Consider the following 19,769-nt stretch of genomic DNA (forward strand, 5'->3'; position numbering starts at 1 on the left):
TCCATCTTTTTAATAATAATATATTCCGCCTAACATGAACACTCTTATACATATAACGAAAAAAGTGATGGCTACTTCCCATCACTTTTTCATCTACTCTATTTTTTCTCTAGCCCTTGTCCAAATGCTTTTAAGAAACTAAACCCGAATGTAATGGCTCTATTGATATCCGGATCTTTTAGTACTTTAAAGAAATCCATTACCTTTGTTTTTTTACCACTATTTAATTCGTCTGTCGCAAATTGCAACCCTGTAACTAAACTTGACGTAATTTGCTTTGTTACTTCTGGGTCAACTGAAGATAGTGCTTCTCCTGCCCCCATCATATTGTTTAATGCATTTTTCACTGGCTCACGATTTAATTGCTCCACAGCGATTTTCGAAACATCTTCTTTCGCCGCAAGTAAACTAATCGCAGCATCTAAAATACCCGCTTTTTGTAATTGTGCTAGTAACTGCATCGTTTCCTCGACTGCTTCACGATTATTTGCTAATTCAGCAAACAGTTCATCCGCTACTTGCTGTTTCTGTTCTTCCTCTGTTACAACGTTCTTTTTAATTAATGTAATTTCTTTTGCCACGATCTCCGCCCCCTAGTCCACAAGTGATACGTATTGTTTTCTTTGCCACTTTTGCTCGATTTCAACACCATTTTGCGGATTACGCTTTTTATCTCGCGGGTTTGAAGATGGTAACGGACGATTTCCTTTTTCACGTAATACACGCATTTTCACCATCGTTTGTTTATATGCTGGTGTACACGTATACAGGTCTGTTGCCGTCCCGGTTAAAATATTGATCGCCTCTTCATTTACTGTTGCATGCATTGGTAAATATAGCTCTTTCCCCGTTACACGATCAGTAATCAGCGCCTGTACTTTAATTTTTCCAAATGGTGATGCTAATTCCACAAGGCCACCATCTTTCACATTGCGCTCTATGGCAAGTTCAGGTGAAATTTCAACGAATACTTCAGATACTTTAGATAAAATACCAGCCGACTTATTCGTCATATTTCCTTCATGGAAATGCTCTAGCATGCGTCCATTATTTAAAAGTAAATCATACTCATCTGGCGCTACAACTGGTGGCACCCATTCATCTAATGATAAGCGAGCGAGTTTATCTGGGAAGTTAAATCCATCTACATATAATAGCGGTGTATCGCTACCATCATGACTACCCCAACATAAACTATTCCAACCTTCTAGACGGTCGTACGTCGCTTGAGAGTATAACGGTGCAAGTGATGCGATTTCGTCCATGATCTCACTTGGACTTTCATAATTCCAATCCCCGCCCAGTGCCCGAGCAACTTTTTGTAAAATCCACCAGTCTGGTTTTGAATCACCGAGGGGTTTCAATACTTCATATAATCTTTGAATACGGCGCTCTGTATTCGTAAATGTTCCTTCTTTTTCTAAGCTTGGTGCCGCTGGTAAAATAACATCGGCAAAACGAGCTGTTTTTGATAAGAACATATCTTGAACAACAAGGAAGTCTAGATTCGATAAAATATGTTGTACATGGTTCGCATTGGAATCGACTAAAGCCATTTCTTCACCCATGACATACATACCACGTAGTTTTCCTTCTTCCGCTGCCAGTAACATTGCAATATTATTCAATCCTGGTGCTTTCGGAATAGTTGTACCGTACGCTTTTTCAAATTTCGCACGAAGCGTATCATCTGATACTGCTTGATAACCAGGGAGCCAGTTTGGTAATGTTGCCATATCACAAGCACCTTGTACGTTATTATGTCCTCGTAATGGGTATGCACCTGCACCAGGACGACGATAGTTACCCGTAACAAGTAGTAAATTTGAAATTGCTGCTGATGTCGTACTTCCTCCTGTATTTTGCGTTACACCCATTCCCCAAAGTATACAAGTACCATCTGCTTCATATACCATACGGGCCATTTCTTTTAACTGAGCTTTAGAAATCCCCGTAATTTCTTCTGTATAATCGAGCGTATACTTTTCTAACATTTTGCTATATTCATCAAAGTTCTTCACATTTTCAGCTAAAAACTTTTTATCGTGCCAATCTTGATCAATAATATATTTCGTAATACCAGCAAGCCATACGTAATCCGTACCTTGGCGCGGATGAATAAATAAATCCGCACGCTCTGCCATTTCATGTTTACGAAGGTCTGCTACAATCAGTTTTTGCTCGTGTAATTTATGAGCACGTTTTACTCTCGTCGCAAGTACAGGGTGTCCTTCTGTTGGATTCGCACCAACGATAATAACAAGGCCTGCTTCAGCTATATCTTTCACTGTTCCAGCATCCCCGCCCATACCGACAGTTTTAAATAAACCGTCTGTCGCTGGAGATTGACAATAACGAGAACAGTTGTCCACATTATTCGTTCCATATATTTGTCGGGCTAGTTTTTGCATAAGGTAATTTTCTTCATTCGTTACTTTCGATGAAGAAATGAACCCAAATGCATCACTGCCATATTCAGATTTAATATGCTGCATGTTAGAAGCAACAACTTCTAACGCTTCTTCCCATGAAGCTTCAACAAACATATCTCCTTGGCGAATTAATGGCTTCGTAATGCGATCTTCACTATTTACAAAGTCCCATCCAAATTTACCTTTTACACATGTGGAAATACCATTAACCGGTGCATCTGAAACAGGTTGCACTTTTAATATATGGCGATCTTTCGTCCATACTTCGAAGGAACAACCGACACCACAAAATGTACAAACTGTTTTTGTTTTATTAACTTTCGTCTTACGCATCGCAGCCTCTACTTCTGAAACCGCTAAAATACTACTATATCCAGGCTCTACATCCTTTACAAAATCAATCATTGGATCTAACACATCTGGTTTCAATCCAGTCATAAACCCAGCTTCACCTAGCATTGTTTTTTCCATTAACGCATTACATGGACATACTGTTACACACTGCCCACAACTTACACAAGATGAGTCATTTATGCTTACACCATGATCCCATATAACACGTGGACGATCTAAGTTCCAGTCTATCGATATAGTTTCATTAACCTGTAAGTTTTGACATACTTCTACACACTGTCCACAAGCAATACATTGATTTGGATCATACCGATAAAACGGATGTGACATATCCACTTCACAAGCACTTACTTTCGGCTCATACGGATATTTCTGTTCTTCAATTTCCATCATATGTACCGTGTTATGGACTTTACAGTTACCATTATTGTTATCACAAACGGTACAATACAATAAATGATTCTCTAATATTCGATCCATTGCCTCAGTCTGTGCCTCTTTCGCACGCTGGGACTGTCTTTCGATATGCATACCGCTCTCTAATTTCGTTGAACAAGCACGTAATAACTTCCCATTTACTTCTACAATACACGTATCACAAGTTTGAATTGGATCTACTTCTGGTACATGACAAATTTGAGGATGTTCCAAATTACTCTCGTTAAATAATTGTAGTATCGTCTTTTCACCCGATGTGGAAAATTCTTTACCATCCACGGTTACACGGACTGTCTGTTCTGCCATAGTTTCCCCTCTCCTTACAACCAACTGTACAACACAATCATGAATCCGTTTTCAAAATCGTATTACTGTACATATTTTTGAAACGCTCTGCTGAAATACTTTCTTATGAAGTCGATTCTAGATGTTATAAGGTATAACTACGAAAGCTTGAAAATATCACTATTCTACAGTTCTATTATATCGTACATATACAATAATAACCAAAATAATCTGAGATCTTCTTGCTAATAGGTGTTTTTATTTTTCCATTGTTTTATGATAAATATGGGAGAGAAATACATATAAAAGGGGAATTTAATATGGGGCCTACGCAAGAAACTTCTACAATTGTACGCTATCAATCTGGTACATTTTCAAAACAACTGGATGAGATTGTTACAGAAACTCCTATTACTATTAAATTAAATGGTGAAGAATATGTAACAGTCGTATGCACATCAAATTATATTGAGGATATGGTAATTGGTTTTTTAATTTCTGAAGGAATTATTGCTTCTTATAAAGATGTTGAAGAACTATGGGTGCAAAAAGATAACGGAATTGTCCATGTAACATCATCAAAAGTAAATCCACTCTATCAAACTTTATATAATAAACGATACATCACTTCTTGCTGCGGAAAAGGTAGACAAGGTTTTATTTTCGTAAACGACGCAGCAAAAGCAAAAGATTTACATGATATACATGTAAAAATTACTCCTGAAGAGTGCTTTTACTTAATGAATACTTTACAACAATCTTCCACTACCTTTCGTCAAACCGGCGGTGTTCACAATACCGCTCTATGCGATCGAAACAATATCCTTCTATCAAGAATGGATATCGGAAGACATAATGCATTAGATAAAATATACGGTCATTGTTTACGTAACGATATATCTGTTAAAGGAAAAATAATCGCATTTAGCGGACGGATTTCATCAGAAATTTTACTAAAAGTTTCAAAAATCGGATGTGAAATGGTTCTATCTAAATCCGCTCCAACACAATTAGCATTACAACTCGCTCATGATTTAGGCATTACAGTCGTAGGATTTATTAGAAATGAATCTTGCAATATTTACACACATCCACATCGAATTGATGGTTATCAATCGAATAACTAAAATAACTTCTCGGTTGAGGAGTTATTTTAGTTATAAAAATGTAATATATTAAAGACTTGAATAGTTAATGAAGTTAATATATAATTTCATTACATATTAAAAATAAAACATTGTAGCATATATCTTTTCATTCTTTTACAAATTAAAAGAGACTGCTAACAAAACGCATACACAATCTTATAGAAGTAATGGATTTATTTTATTTGAAATCGACCAAGGAGGTTATAACTATGGAAATTCGCTTATTAACGACAGAGGACGCAGAAATATATTTAAAAGTTTGTATGGAAGGTTTAACGAAGAACCCAGAAGCTTTTAGCTCTTCTTATGAAGATGTTCTTAAACATGAGGATCCTGTAGCTGCTATGGCAAAACGATTAAGCAATCCGGATAAGTATACTCTAGGGGTCTTCAAAGATAACGATTTAATCGGCATTTCTACTTTAGAAACAAAGCCTTTCATTAAACAAGAACATAAAGCAAAAATCGGTTCCGTTTTTGTTTCCCCAAAAGCGCGTGGCCTTGGCGCAGGACGAGCTCTAATTAAAGCAATTATTGAAAATGCCGATAAATTACATGTCGAACAACTTATGCTCGATGTTGTAGTTGGTAACGATGCGGCAAAAAAATTATATGAGTCATTAGGTTTCCAAACTTACGGCGTACAAGAACGTTCATTAAAACATAACGGTCAATATTGGGACGAGGAACATATGGTTCTATTCTTAAATGATTAATACTTCAATATAGTTAAAAGCACCTTTTGATTAAGAAAGGTGCTTTTTTCATTACAACAATGTAATCTTCATGTCACCTTTATCGATCGTACCAAACCTTTCCATTCATTATACTAAAAGTATAAAGTGAAACTTTACTCAGTGGAAAGCTTTACCTCCACTGAGTATTAGTTGAACCAATCGGGCATTTATGGGCAGTTGATCTTTCATCTAACTTCTTCGCATCCACTAAATCTTTAGATGGAAGTCTTACCGCCCATTAATGCGGGGTAAAGTGAAACTTTAATTAGTAAGGCATCAATTATGAAATGAACGTATAGCATTCAATTGATATACAAAGGAGAATGTGACATGAAACAAAACAAACGAGCTATGCTTTTAATATTTACTACAGCAATTGTAACTTCTGGGTTAGCAATTTTACCTTGGTTTATAATATAGAACTATTCCCCTAATAATGAAAAAAGCTTATTGCTTCTTAAGAAGCAATAAGCTTTTTTATATTATAAAATCCCCAAAATTTTATTTACACAACTTATAATAATAACCATAGATACGGCAATGCACATGACAACCGTATTACGATCTTGCTTTTCTTTTTTTGAAATTTCTTCTTTTGGATTCATGTGTATGATCTCCTTTTAAAAAAAGTGTGAGATAGGAAATTTTTCTTATCCGATGCGAGGTGAATACGAAAACCCTCTCTATCTCACATACACAATAGAATGGAATTGTCATTTTATAAATAAAATGACATGACGTTATGTCGCAACATAGGGTATTTTGTGTCGCTACGTTTTCTATTATAAAAAATAGTTGTGCAAAACTAGTGCATTTTTTATGTCAATTACTCTGAGCGTAAAAAATAACTCTTCCACTCAATCACATAAAAAGAGTTTTTTATTATTTTCATGTAAACTATACAAAGTAGAATGAACAGTTTGGGGTGCACAAGATTATGGTAAAAATTTTATTAGTAGACGATGAAGAACGCATGTTACGATTATTAGATCTGTTCTTAAGTCCTCGTGGCTATTTTTGTATGAAAGCTACCTCTGGCCTTGAAGCACTAAAGTTAATAGAACAAAAAGACTTCGATATTATTTTGTTAGATGTTATGATGCCGAATATGGATGGATGGGATACTTGCTATCAAATCCGTCAAATTTCCAAAGTTCCTATCATTATGCTAACAGCTCGTAATCAAAACTACGATATGGTGAAAGGCCTCACTATGGGTGCGGATGACTATATTACAAAACCCTTTGATGAGCATGTATTAGTTGCACGAATTGAGGCTATATTACGCCGTACAAAAAAAGATGGATTTGTTAGCTTCAATGGTATCGAGTGGGATAAAACGAAACATACTGTCACAGTATATGATGAAAAAATCTCACTAACTCCTATCGAATTTTCGTTACTTGGACTATTTTTACTAAATACAAACCGTGCTTATAGCCGAGATGATTTGATTGAAAAAATTTGGGGTTATGAAACAGACATTGAATATAGAACAATCGATTCACATATTCGCAATATCCGTGATAAATTACGCAAAAAAGGATTTCCAGTTGAAAATTACTTAGAAACAGTTTATAAAGTCGGATATAAATGGAAAAGTGAATAATTACTTCGGTCAGTGGACAATAGTATACCACTGACCCTTTATATGAAATAAGGTATGGTGAGAAAATGAGTAAACTTTCACTTAAAATTGGGACATACTTTTTAATATTAGCTTTATGTATTGAAACAATTGCTTTTGTATCTTTTTACAAAAGCATTTCAACAATGCGGATTGAGGAAGAAACACTTGCTCTTTTAGAAAAAGGTAATCGCTATAGTAAAAAAATTACAAGCCGCACAAAGTGGAATGCAATTGCTAAAGAAAAGCAACACCCCGAACGCGCTGAATACAATAAAAACCCTAACCGTCCTATGTATCCAGATTTCGATATCGCGGATGCAGCTGCACACTTAGTAGAATCAGAATTAATTGCTAACTCTGATATAGCTATCATACTAACAGACAATAATGGCAAAATTATTTCCACTTCAGAACCCGTAACAAAGGCAATGCAGAAACAACTTACTTGTAAAACAGAACCTATCCCAAAAGGCGGATTAATCGTCGAAAAGAACTGGAAAAAATCAAAATTCATCACAACGGTAAGCCCACTTAACACAGAAGAGTTTCAAGGAAAGTTATATATGTTATTAAAAACATCTTTCTTAGAAAATATGTTACTTAAACTCATGAATCAATTTCTTATCATTAGTGTTGTGACAATTATTTTAACGACTATTTCTGTCTTTGTTTTTTCTCGTGTTATTACAGAACCACTTATAAAAATGAAGAGGGCAACAGAAAAAATGTCAAAATTAAATACACCAATTCAATTAGGTATTAAACGGAATGATGAGCTTGGCAGCTTAGCAAAAACGATCGAAGATTTATCCAGTGAACTGACTTATATGAAAAAAGAAAGAAATGAATTTCTCGCTAGTGTTGCCCATGAACTATTAACTCCATTGACCTATATGAAAGGTTATGCGAAGGTAGCAAAGAGGGATTCTTTAACGAAAGAAGAGCGTGAAGAATACTTACAGATCATTGAGGATGAAACAGATAGTGTAACTGATCTCGTCCAAGATTTATTTATGCTGGTGCAATTAGAACAACATCAGTTTGTTATAAAAAAACAAAAAGTGATCCTTCAACCATTTTTAGAACGAATGGTTGAAAAAACAAAAACAACATTAACTAACAAACAAATGCAACTCCATGTATATTGCAAAGATGATTTAGAAGTTTACATAGACGAAAGACGTATGGAACAAGTTATGTTAAATTTATTACACAATGCTTATCAACATTCACCAGAAAACACATCTATTACGATACGTGTACTCACGGAAACAGATTCTTTTACAATAAGTGTAGACGATGAAGGAGAAGGTATTCCTGAAGAGGATATCCCGCATATTTTTGATCGTTTTTATCGCGTTGATAAATCCAGAACGAGAGCTACTGGAGGAAAAGGTATCGGGCTAGCTGTTGCAAAAGAAATTGTAGAATTGCATAACGGTTCCATTCTAGTAACAAGCCAATTAGGAGTAGGGACAAACTTTAGAATCAAGCTACCATTTGAATAAGATGCGTGTGAAAACACCAGTAGTAGTAAACACTACTGGTGTTATTTTGTTCATAAAATCAGCTCATATAAGCTAACCTTTTGAAATTATTCTTATTTCAATATAAAATAAAGTTACATTTGCAAAGATTTGGAGGGTGATATAATTGGATATCCATGTATTAACAAAAGACGAAGCAGAAATTTACTTAGAACTTCGTGTAGAAGGATTAAAGCAAAACCCTGAAGCTTTCAGCTCTTCTTATGAAGATATTATTAATAAAGAGTGTGCGATTGAATATAAAGCACAAAAATTAGCACAAGATGAAAACTATACGCTAGGTGCATTTAAAGATGGACAATTAATCGGAGTTGCAACGCTGGAAACGAAACCATATGTAAAACAAGAGCATAAAGCTAAAATCGGTTCTGTATATGTGTCTCCAAAAGCACGCGGACTTGGAGCAGGAAAAGCACTTATTAAAGAATGTCTTGAACTTGCTAAATCTTTAGAAGTAGAACAAGTTATGCTTGATGTTGTTGTTGGCAACGATGGTGCGAAGAAACTTTATGAATCATTAGGATTTAAAACATTCGGTGTGCAAGAACGTTCATTAAAATATAACGGACAATATTGGGACGAAGAGCATATGGTCTTATTCTTAGATGAAAATAAATAATAAAAAACATCCTCATGCTTGGAGGATGTTTTTTTACTTTCTTGTATACCATGCCTTATGTAATAATTGAATCGCTTTCGCAATTTCTTCTTCTGATAAAATCGCAAACCCAAGTAAAACTACATTTTCAGGCGCAGTACCGTCTTTATAGTACGTAGAAACAGGATATATTTTAATACAATATTTCGCAGCTTCTTGAATTAGTTCTTCTTCTCGCATTCCATTATGCACTTGTAATAAAATGTGTAATCCAGAATCTTCTCCTATCACTTCAACACGATTAGAGAAATACTTCTCTATTTCAAAAACAAGTCGATCCCTCTTTTTTCGGTAAACAACACGCATTTTATGAATATGTTTTTCCCAATAGCCTTCATTGAAAAACCTTCTTATCACTTCTTGGTCCATTCTTGAAACACTTTGCGTATAAAATAAATATTCCTTTTGATACTTTTCAATTACATTCTTCGGTAATACGATATAACTCATCCGTAATGAGGGTAACAACGCTTTTGATAGCGTCCCCATATAAATAACTTTCCCATCTGTATCTAACCCTTGTAGTGCCGGAATTGGCTTTCCTGAATAACGAAATTCACTATCGTAATCATCTTCAATAATATACCTGCCTTCTTCTTTCTTCGCCCATTGTAAAAGCTGCGTCCTTCTCGTAATAGGCATAATCATTCCATATGGGAATTGATGAGAAGGTGTAACAAATACAACATTTGCATCGCTATTTTCTAAATCTGCCATACAAATTCCGTCCCTATCTAAAGACAACATTTGAACCTTCTTTTCTTTCTGTTCAAAAACGACCATTTTCCTATGATAACCTGGGTTTTCAACCGCATAGTTACTTTCCTTCAACAACTGAAAAAGTAACTTCACTAATATTTGTGTTCCTGCCCCTAATACAATTTGACTAGCTGAACAACGCACACCTCTAGATTCATACAAATAGCTCGCAATTTCCTCCCTTAAGCTCAATTCCCCTTGAGGGTGTCCAAGAAAAAGCAACTCATTATTATGCGGCTGCCATACATCATTTATAAGCTTACGGTACATAGTGAACGGAAAAGTATTCGTATCAACTCCTGTTTGGGTGAAATCAAATTTATAGTTCTCCTCCCGAAACGGTACTTCTTCTACTTTCGCTTCGCTTCCTTCTACATAAATCATTTGTTCAATTTTACATACAAAATAACCTTTTCTCGATGCCGATTCAATATAACCTTCTGCAAGTAATTGCTCGTAAGCTGCTTCTACTGTATTCTTACTCACTTGTAAATAGCTCGCCAGCTTTCTTTTAGCAGGTAATTTTGTAAAAGCCGGAATCGTTCCATCTTTAATCTCTTTTTTTATATACTCATACAATTGCACATACAATGCTATTTTACTTTTCGTATTTAAATTAGGCGTTAATTCTAACATAATATCTGACCCCTTAATAAAACTAAAATCTGATACTTTTTACAGTACCAGAAGTTATATATAATTCCTTGTATCATGTCACACATAAAAAATCAAATACTCGAGAGGGGATGCATGATCATGAACAACAATAGACGGATTGGACTCATTATGATTATTACAGGAGCTACCTTATGGGGATTATCTGGCCCGATGATTCAGTGGCTATTTCAACATACTAACGTATCATCAATTGATTTTTTAACAATTCGCTTGTTGCTTGCGGGAATATTTATTTTATCTTTCTTACTTATAAAGAAACAAAACATATTTCAAATTTGGAAACATCCGAGATATGCTATACAACTTATTATTTTCTCTATTCTCGGTATGCTCGGTGCACAATATGCCTTTATCGAAACAGTTCATATTAGTAATGCGGTCACAGCGACATTATTTCAATTTCTAGGTCCTGTTCTTATTACCATTTATGTCGCATTTGGACAAAGAAAATTCCCTGCTTCTATGCAACTACTCGCAATTATAACTGCCCTAACGGGAACGTACTTTATTATTACAAACGGTTCAATTGAAAATATTGTTTTATCGAAAGAAGCCATTATTTTCGGTCTATTAACAGCAATTGGATTTGCATTTTATACCCTTCATCCAGCTTCTCTTATTAAAGAATGCGGAACAACTGTAGTAATTGGCTGGGGGATGTTAATTGGCGGCATTGCCCTCCTTATTTGTAATCGCTCGTTTGAATGGGATCAGCTTTCACAAACTTTTACACCAAAAACTTTTTCTATGCTTATTCTTATCATCATAAGTGGCACTCTTTCTTTCCTCCTTTATATCGGTAGTCTGAAATATTTAGCAGCAACAGAAACGAGCATTTTATCTAGCATTGAACCACTTGTAGCTGCCATCATTTCAATCGCTTGGCTGAATGAATCCTTTGGAGCATATCAATTATTAGGCGGCGTATGTATCGTTCTTTCTGTTATTTTCTTAACGATGCCGCAAAAAGAGAATGAACCTACCTTTACAACTGAACAAATATAAAAAATGTCAAAAGAGGTCGTACAAAACTTACGACCTCTTTTGACGTTTTAAAGGAATTGTCCCGCTTTCTAGCAAATACAATTACACTAACAATAAAAATTAGGAGTGTGACACCATGAAAAAAATTGGAACTATGCTACTTTTCTCCTTTCTCATCGCTGGATGCACACAAGCGCAGCCTGATTCAGAAGCACCTAAAAAAGAAGCTATCGCCACGTCATCCACCCAAGTTAATGCACCTTCCTTCTTTCATCTTAGCGTTTTAAAAGATGTAAATTGGGAAGAAACACCCTCCTTCATACAAGAAAAAACACCTTTAAAAGGTATCGAAGAAAAAATCGCAATGGCTGATAGCCCCATTATCGCAAACGAAAAAAATGAAATAATGTGGTACTTTTTAGATCCTGAAATGCCAACTGGAAAACTATCTATTATTGCACTAAAGCAAGGATCAGTAACTCCAACACCCGTACTCTTTCAACAAGAAACTTCCAAACCAACTTGGACTACTTCAAATACAATTGATTCCACTACAAACGAACTCCCTCTCACTATGTCACTACCTTCATCTGGATTATGGGTATTAAACATATATGTAAATGAAAAATATTATGATCAGTTTGTAATTACTGCTGAGTAAAGTGACAAAACTAAAACACTTTCTTACAACAATGTAATTTCTACGTCATATACTTCGATAGTGTAAGTATCTCTCTTCTCTTATACTTAAAGTAAGAAATGACACAAGGAGAGATGAGAGATGAAAAAAATGATAGAAGTGATCGTAGCAGTAACTGAGGTTTTAGTAAATGGTAAACAAGTTGCAATGGAATTAAATAAATAGTAAAGAAACACAAATAAATAATTTTACACTTCTTCATTATTTTGATTTCTTATCTCAAAAAAGCAGTGCCTTTTTAGGCACTGCTTTTCGCTATTAATAACTTGGTATTTTCATAATTTGTGCCACACCTGAATCAATGGCTGCTTTCGCTACAGCTTCTGCAACACTTGGAACAACTCTTTTATCTAACGGATTCGGGATTACATAATTCGCATTACGTTCTTCGTCCGTAATGATGTTAGCGATCCCATATGCTGCCGCTAATTTCATCTCTTCTGTAATATCAGTCGCGCGCACATCTAACGCACCGCGGAATATCCCTGGGAACGCCAATACATTATTTACTTGATTCGCATAATCCGAGCGCCCGGTTCCTACTACAGCTGCCCCAGCCTCTAATGCATCCTCAGGGAAGATTTCTGGAATTGGATTCGCCATAGCAAACACAATTGCTTTCTCATTCATCGTTTGTACAAGTTCTTTCGTTAATACGTTAGGAGCAGATACGCCAATAAAAATATCCGCTTGATGAATTGCTTCTTTTAACGTTCCACGCACATATTCTCGATTTGTCTTTTTTGAAACTTCAATTTGCGCTTCGTTCATCCATGATTCACCTTCACAAACAATACCTTCTAAGCTAACTAACGTAATGTGCTTTGCACCAGCCTTTAATAATAAATTTCCAATTGCAATTCCTGCCGAACCCGCACCGTTAATAACAATTTTCACATTATCCATTTGTTTGCTAACAACTTTTAATGCATTAATAACAGCTGCTAATACGACAATAGCTGTTCCATGTTGATCATCATGGAATATAGGAATATTTGTTTCTGCTTTTAATCGCTTTTCAATTTCAAAACAACGTGGTGCTGCAATATCTTCTAAGTTAATTCCTGCAAACGTAGGCTCTAAATTCTTCACAAGGGTAACGATTTCATCCACATCAGTCGTACCTAAACATAACGGGAAAGCATCTACATTCGCAAATTTCTTAAATAAAATACTCTTCCCTTCCATAACAGGCATAGCTGCTTTCGGTCCAATATTCCCTAAGCCAAGTACCGCTGTTCCATCTGAGACAACTGCCACCATATTACCGCGTGCTGTATAGTCATACACTGTTTCTTCATCTGCTGCAATTGCTTTGCAAGATTCCGCTACACCTGGTGTATATGTCAGGCTTAAATCATCCGCTGAATTTACTTCTACTTTACTTGTAATTTCAATTTTCCCTACTAATTCTTTATGCAATAACAATGATCTTTCATTAATTTGATTTTCTAACATACTTATAATCTCCCCTTAATTTGACAAGCTAGCTATATGAATATAGCTAGCTTGTTTGATCATGAAAACATTTTCAATAAAATTGTCGCTGTTACAACCATTGCTGCCCCGCCTAAACGTGTTGAAATTTGCGCAAACGGCATTAATTCCATACGATTTGAAGCCGATAAAATAGCAACATCTCCAGTTCCACCTAAACCACTATGACATCCCGTTACAATTGCTGATTCAACTGGATACATTTTCATCACTTTCCCTACAAGAAAACCTGATGCTACCATTGTAAGAACAACTGATGCGCACACAACAACATATCCGACCGAAAGAACTGCTGCTACATCTTTTAGCGGGATATATAGCAATCCTAATCCAACCATTAACGGCCAAGTTAAATTCTTTGAAATAAATTTATATAAATGGAATGCTCCTTGCTCCATTTTTGCTGGCATTAATTTAAAGTATTTCACAAGTGCTGCTGAGAAAATCATAATGATTGCCCCAGGAATACCGATGAACTTAGAAGCAAATCCTCCGAAGATGAAGAACGTACATGCAATTAATAAACCTGCTCCCATTAATGAGAAGTCAATTGGCTTCTCTGTATTTTGTTCTTTTAATAACTCTGCTTGATTGTCTGTTTTCACTAATACACCGTTACCACTAAGCTCCGGTTTCTTCTCACCTAAACGCTTCATATACCCTGCACTCACGATTGCGAACATGTTTCCAATAATAGCCGCTGGAATAAGCTGTGATACAAACGTTGCTGATGATTCATTTAAAATATCACTATAAGCTAGCGACAATGGTAAAATCCCTTCCCCGATACCACCACTCACAATTGGTACGATGATAAAGAAGAATGTTTGCTTCATTTCAAATCCAAATAGTGAACCGACCAATAATCCTACTGCTACCGAAGCTAACGTCCCTACTACTAAAGGTATAAACATACGAACGAAACCTTGTACTAACACTTTACGATTCATTCCTAAAATACTTCCGACTACTAAACAAGAAATATATAAATATAAAAAGTTCGATTTTTTCATTAACATAGTCGCAGCTTCCATTGAAGCTGGATTCATCCAGTTAAAAAATACAAGTAATGATGGAATAAATAACGAAAGAATTGCTGGACCACCGATATTTTTTAAGATTGGAATTCTCATCCCAATGTCGCCTAAGAAAATACCCATGATCATAATAACCGCAAATCCACCAATCATATCTGCTGGTAATTTATTATATACAGATGCTCCATAAATAATAGCAGCCAATACTACATATAACGGTAAAGGTATAACACCGATTTTCACATTCATCATTTTAGAAGCGAAAGATTCTCTTTGTACTTCATTTCCTCCAGAAAATGATACCGCTTCCACATTCTTTTGAATTCCCATATGGCACCCCCTTGTTTTCTTAATAACAATATTAAAACGCTTTCAATAGTAAAAATAGTTTTTGTAAGTTTTGTAATTGATTTTGTAATTAAAAAAAGTATAAGCGACTTATTATAAGTCGCTTATACGTAAAACTCTATTTTATTTTGGTCAATACATCTTAATTTACTCACTGGTCTTCCTACATGTTGATATACCATTTCGTTTTCTAATACTCCAATTTCAGTTAAAAACATTACATACTTTCGAATAGAAACCCTTGAAACACCAACTAATTGCGCCATTTCCTCTGTTGTAAATGCTCGTCCATTCAGCGACTCGATCTTCTGCCAAATTAATCTCAACGTTTGCTTCGTTAATCCTTTCGGAAGCTCTTTAGTGACAGTAGACTCTCTTTTTTCTTTTTGCAAAATTAACGAATCTAATTCTGATTGACTAATTTTTTGTTGTTCTTTCATGAAAGTAAGCTTTTCTCGATATATAGTTAACGCCTTTTTAAATCGTTCAAATGTAAATGGTTTAATTAAATAATCTACTACACCATATTGTAATGCTTTTTTAATACTCCCCATATCATGTACAGCTGAAATCATCATAATATCGATTTCTTTTTCTTGGTTCCGAATATACATTAAAAGCTCAAATCCAGTCTCTTCAGGCATAAAAATATCAAGTAATACTAAATCTACTCGTAATCCCTCTAATACTTCTATCGCTTCTTTAACGGAGTTAACTGCTTGAACAAATTCAAATCCTCCTACTTGCTCTAAATAATGCGTATTTAACATTGCTACCATCGGGTCATCTTCTACAATTAAAACTTTAATCATATTTGCCTCTCATCCCTACCTTTAGGTATTTCAATTGTTATCGTTGTTCCCTTTCCTACTAATGAATGCACATAAATTTCCCCATTTATTCGCTGTATACTTTCTTTTACAAGATACAAACCATAACCACGGTTATCTCCCTTTGTGGAATAACCTTTCGTAAATAATGCCCCTATTTCTTCTTCTGGTATACCTTTCCCCGTATCTTGTACTGTAATGATTAATGTATCCCCATATTGTATCTCAAGTTCAACTTGCTTCTTTTCACAATTCGTCACTGCCTCTAATGCATTATCAATTAAATTTCCGACAATCGTAATTAGTTCATGAATAATACTTTCATCATCTATTTCCGGCATGTAAGAATCTTCACTTATGATTAATTTTATATTTTTTTCTCTAGCATAGCTAAGTTTCCCAAGTAAAAAACCAGCAAATACGGGACTTTTTATTCTCTCCATAATCCCACCAATTTCATATTGATGCTCTGATACCATACCACTTATATACTTCTGTAATTCTTCATACTGCTTCATGTGTGTAAGACCTAATACGACATGCATTTTATTCATAAATTCATGAGATTGTGCCCGTAATGCTTCCGCATATAGTCTAATACCAGTTAATTCTTCTGCTAATTTTCTAATCTCTGTTTTATCACGAAATGTTGCAATCGCACCAACTATTTCTCCTTTTACATATAAAGGAACACGATTCGTCACAATCGTAATTCCATAAATATTTTGTTCTTCGTTTAATTGTACCTCTCCCGTTTGTAATACTTCTTTTATACGTGAATTAGGCATATACAACTCAACATCTTTACCGATAAAATCTTCTTCAAGACCACTTTTCTTAAATAATCGTTTTGCCTCATGATTTATTAAAGTTACATTGGCCTCTTTATCTACAGCAATAATACCTTCTTTTACAGATTGTAGCATCGTATTTCTTTCTTCAAGAATTTTCGCTATCCTGTGAGGTTCAAGACCGAATAAACTTTTCTTTATATGTCTAGCTAGCAATATTGCTCCTATAATTCCGACTAGTACTCCAACTCCAACTCCAATATAAATGATATGTCTACTTTCCTTAACTCTCTCTTTTACATTATCTGCTGAAATACCAACGGCCACCGCTCCAAGTTGTTCACCTGTTTGAGAAAATACAGGTACAAACACTCGCATTGAAATACCTAAAGTTCCTTCTGCCAGCGATACATGTTCCTTTCCTTTCAATGCAGGCCCTTCATCCCCCCCAATAAAATGATGACCTATTTTTTGGGGATTTGGATGTGATTTTCTTATTCCATTCATGTCCATAACTACAATAAATTGAACACCTGTGTTTTTTAATATTCTATTTGTATACGTTTGGATTGCAGAAGTATCTGCTTTCCCAGTCAAACCATCGATTACAATCGAATCATTCGCCACAATGTGTGCAATTGTTTTTGCTTTCTCTGCTTGGCTATCCTCCGTCGTCCGTTCTACATTATGACTAATTAATATATCTGTCACAAGTAAAGAAAAAATCACAACTGTACAAACTAACAATGTAATCGTTTTCCATAAATTCCATAGTCTTTTCCTTTTTTTCATCCCGTAAATGACTCCCCTAATTACTGAATAGAAAAATAAGTAAGGTGATATTATTTTCACCTTACTTATCTGCTGTTATTATACTTTAAATTTACTAGTCATCGCTTGTAGTTCTTCGGCCATCTCAGCTAAATTTTGCGAAGCTGAACTAATTTCTTCCATTGAATTCATTTGTTCTTCTGTTGAAGCAGCAACACTTTGCATACTAGCTGTATTTTCTTCTGCAGCCGCTGCAATTTCATCAATAGCATTTGTCACTTCATTTGCATCTCCAGCAATTCTCTTCGTTGTTTCCACCATTTGATTCACTTGAGAAACAATATGTGTAGTAGAACTTAAAATTTCCGTAAAACTTACTTTCGTTTTTGTTACAACATCAAGGCCTTGTTGAACTTCCCCATTCACATTATCCATCGCCTTAACAGTATGTTCAATATCAGCCTTAATTTCTGCAATTAAATTCGCGATCTCTCCAGATGATTCTCCTGATTGCTCCGCTAATTTCCTAACCTCATCTGCTACAATAGCAAACCCTCGGCCCTGTTCACCTGCTCTTGCTGCTTCAATAGCCGCATTTAAAGCTAATAAGTTCGTTTGAGTAGCGATGTTTTGAATTGCTTCAGAAATAGCTCCTACCTGCTTTGATTTCTCATCAAGAAGTTTAATAATAGCGTCTGACTCTGATACCGATCTAGAAATAGACTGCATTTGTTTTGCTGTTTGTTCAACCAATTCTTCCCCTTCTTCAGCTCTTTCCCTCGCATGTAATGAGGAGATAGAAATTGATTCCGCGCTTCCATTTACATCTTGAATTGCTGTATTTACTTGTTGTAATGTAGCCGCACCTTCTTCAACACCTTGACTTTGTGATTCAGCCCCACCTGATACTTGTTCCATTGCAATTGTAATTTGATCTGTCGCATCATTTGCTTGCTGTACGCTCGCTGTTAACTCTTCAGCCGATGCAGCGACATGTTCTGCTGAAAAACTAATTTGAGTAATCACATCTTGTAAAGAGGCAGACATTTCATTAAATGACTTCCCTAATTTCCCTATATCATCATTGGAATGGATTATAATTTTCTCTGTCAAATCTCCCTTACTAATTTTATGTGCCGAGTCAGCTATTTTTCTTAATGGTCTTGTAATAGACTTTGTAATGAAATAAATTAATACACTACCAAATACAATAGCGATAGCAATGACAATCAAGGTCTTATAAAACACTGGATTCGCAGCTTGGTTAATTTCTTCGTCGAACATAACTCCAACTACTTTCCATCCTGTTTTCTCATTTGTTGCAAAGATTAAATTCTTTTTATCACCTTGTTCTGTATAAGACACATTTCCTTGTTTTTCTTCATAAATTGGTTTAATCCACGGATCAGTAACTTTTGCACCTGGTTTTCTAGATGGATGACTAACAATTTGCTTATTTTGATCTAGAATAACTGCATAACCTTTTTCACCAATGTTAATCATTTTGGAAATTTTTAAGATGTTATCTAAATTTAAGTTAATTCCTATAACACCTTTACCATCTTTTACTTCTTTAGCAATTGTCACTACCATATTTTTAGTAGATGCTGATTGATATGGTGCAGTAACAATTACTTTCCCTTTATTTTCATGTGCTTCTTTATACCAAGATCTATCTGTTGGATTATACCCATCAGCCATTTGGATAAATGGTTCTCTTATAAACTTTCCCGTCTGCGTTCCAATATAAATACCTTCTACTTCTGGATGAAGTTTTATATATTGCGCTAACTTCGTTCTTACTATTTCTTCTTGTCCGTTTGGATATGTATCCTCTGTTAAGACGTCTGCAAAGTACGCCGCATCAACAAATTTCTCTTCTATATTTTGAGAAATAACAGTATTTAAAACAGTAATATTTTCCTTTGCTTTACTTGTAATTTGTTGTTCAAAATTTGTTTTGGCAGTTTGATATGAAACAACACCGATAATAAGTCCTGGTATAGTTAAAATAAGAAAAAATGAAATGATTAATTTTTTCTTGATACTCATACATTTAACCCAGTTAAATATTTTTTGCATAATAAGCCTCCTTTATGTAATGTGAATACTTGTGTAATTTTATACAATTAACATATATAAAAC

General features: G+C 35.0%; 16 protein-coding genes. 7 read left to right on the forward strand and 9 right to left on the reverse strand.

Annotated features, from left to right (window positions below):
• Window positions 1-98 precede the first annotated feature (98 nt).
• Window positions 99-581, reverse strand: coding sequence for a DUF1641 domain-containing protein (locus F8162_RS20915; RefSeq protein ID WP_151635611.1), 483 nt, complete (start codon window positions 579-581; stop codon window positions 99-101).
• A gap of 12 nt (window positions 582-593) precedes the next feature.
• Window positions 594-3,530 carry a formate dehydrogenase subunit alpha gene (gene fdhF / locus F8162_RS20920; RefSeq protein WP_151635609.1) on the reverse strand — a complete coding sequence of 979 codons (2,937 nt, stop codon included), beginning with the start codon at window positions 3,528-3,530 and terminating at the stop codon, window positions 594-596.
• 299 nt (window positions 3,531-3,829) lie between these two features.
• On the opposite strand from fdhF, the gene fdhD reads away from it, so the two are divergent.
• Complete coding sequence (fdhD, locus tag F8162_RS20925) at window positions 3,830-4,636, forward strand: formate dehydrogenase accessory sulfurtransferase FdhD (protein WP_151635607.1); 807 nt, start codon at window positions 3,830-3,832, stop codon at window positions 4,634-4,636.
• Window positions 4,637-4,866: 230 nt separating this feature from the next.
• On the forward strand, window positions 4,867-5,373 hold the full coding sequence (locus F8162_RS20930) for a GNAT family N-acetyltransferase (RefSeq protein WP_000405878.1): 507 nt from the start codon (window positions 4,867-4,869) through the stop codon (window positions 5,371-5,373).
• 503 nt (window positions 5,374-5,876) lie between these two features.
• Here F8162_RS20930 and F8162_RS29275 read toward each other — a convergent pair.
• Window positions 5,877-5,999: a hypothetical protein gene (locus F8162_RS29275; protein WP_001068388.1), complete on the reverse strand. Its 123-nt coding sequence runs from the start codon at window positions 5,997-5,999 to the stop codon at window positions 5,877-5,879.
• Window positions 6,000-6,331: 332 nt separating this feature from the next.
• On the opposite strand from F8162_RS29275, the gene F8162_RS20935 reads away from it, so the two are divergent.
• The 3 genes from F8162_RS20935 (at window position 6,332) to F8162_RS20945 (ending at window position 9,190) form a co-directional block, all read left to right on the forward strand.
• The gene (locus F8162_RS20935; RefSeq protein ID WP_151635605.1) at window positions 6,332-7,003 is read left to right on the forward strand and encodes a response regulator transcription factor; all 672 of its coding nucleotides are present in this window, start codon (window positions 6,332-6,334) and stop codon (window positions 7,001-7,003) included.
• Between the two features lie 65 nt (window positions 7,004-7,068).
• The gene (locus F8162_RS20940; protein WP_151635603.1) at window positions 7,069-8,532 is read left to right on the forward strand and encodes a sensor histidine kinase; all 1,464 of its coding nucleotides are present in this window, start codon (window positions 7,069-7,071) and stop codon (window positions 8,530-8,532) included.
• 145 nt (window positions 8,533-8,677) lie between these two features.
• Window positions 8,678-9,190: a GNAT family N-acetyltransferase gene (locus F8162_RS20945; protein WP_000351216.1), complete on the forward strand. Its 513-nt coding sequence runs from the start codon at window positions 8,678-8,680 to the stop codon at window positions 9,188-9,190.
• A gap of 33 nt (window positions 9,191-9,223) precedes the next feature.
• Here F8162_RS20945 and F8162_RS20950 read toward each other — a convergent pair whose 3' ends face one another.
• Window positions 9,224-10,624, reverse strand: coding sequence for a PLP-dependent aminotransferase family protein (locus tag F8162_RS20950; RefSeq protein ID WP_151635601.1), 1,401 nt, complete (start codon window positions 10,622-10,624; stop codon window positions 9,224-9,226).
• A 120-nt stretch (window positions 10,625-10,744) separates the two neighbouring features.
• Here F8162_RS20950 and F8162_RS20955 point away from each other — a divergent pair, with 120 nt between their 5' ends.
• Window positions 10,745-11,671, forward strand: coding sequence for a DMT family transporter (locus F8162_RS20955; protein WP_151635599.1), 927 nt, complete (start codon window positions 10,745-10,747; stop codon window positions 11,669-11,671).
• 115 nt (window positions 11,672-11,786) lie between these two features.
• Window positions 11,787-12,311 (forward strand): DUF4871 domain-containing protein, encoded by a 525-nt coding sequence (locus tag F8162_RS20960; RefSeq protein ID WP_151635597.1) that lies wholly within the window; start codon window positions 11,787-11,789, stop codon window positions 12,309-12,311.
• A gap of 297 nt (window positions 12,312-12,608) precedes the next feature.
• On the opposite strand, the gene F8162_RS20965 is transcribed toward F8162_RS20960, so the two are convergent.
• The 5 genes from F8162_RS20965 to F8162_RS20985 all read right to left on the reverse strand — a co-directional run bounded on the left by F8162_RS20965 (window position 12,609) and on the right by F8162_RS20985 (window position 19,565).
• On the reverse strand, window positions 12,609-13,808 hold the full coding sequence (locus F8162_RS20965) for an NADP-dependent malic enzyme (protein WP_151635595.1): 1,200 nt from the start codon (window positions 13,806-13,808) through the stop codon (window positions 12,609-12,611).
• A gap of 59 nt (window positions 13,809-13,867) precedes the next feature.
• Window positions 13,868-15,214: a 2-hydroxycarboxylate transporter family protein gene (locus F8162_RS20970; protein ID WP_151635593.1), complete on the reverse strand. Its 1,347-nt coding sequence runs from the start codon at window positions 15,212-15,214 to the stop codon at window positions 13,868-13,870.
• Between the two features lie 122 nt (window positions 15,215-15,336).
• Complete coding sequence (locus F8162_RS20975) at window positions 15,337-16,044, reverse strand: response regulator (protein ID WP_151635591.1); 708 nt, start codon at window positions 16,042-16,044, stop codon at window positions 15,337-15,339.
• Window positions 16,041-17,645: a sensor histidine kinase gene (locus F8162_RS20980; RefSeq protein WP_151635589.1), complete on the reverse strand. Its 1,605-nt coding sequence runs from the start codon at window positions 17,643-17,645 to the stop codon at window positions 16,041-16,043. The genes F8162_RS20975 and F8162_RS20980 overlap by 4 nt, the downstream gene beginning before the upstream one ends.
• 78 nt (window positions 17,646-17,723) lie before the next feature.
• Window positions 17,724-19,565, reverse strand: a complete 1,842-nt coding sequence (locus F8162_RS20985) for a methyl-accepting chemotaxis protein (RefSeq protein WP_413226545.1) — start codon at window positions 19,563-19,565, stop codon at window positions 17,724-17,726.
• Between the last annotated feature and the right edge of the window lie 204 nt (window positions 19,566-19,769).

It is taken from the genome of Bacillus sp. CH140a_4T (assembly GCF_008923725.1).
Taxonomy (GTDB): domain Bacteria; phylum Bacillota; class Bacilli; order Bacillales; family Bacillaceae_G; genus Bacillus_A.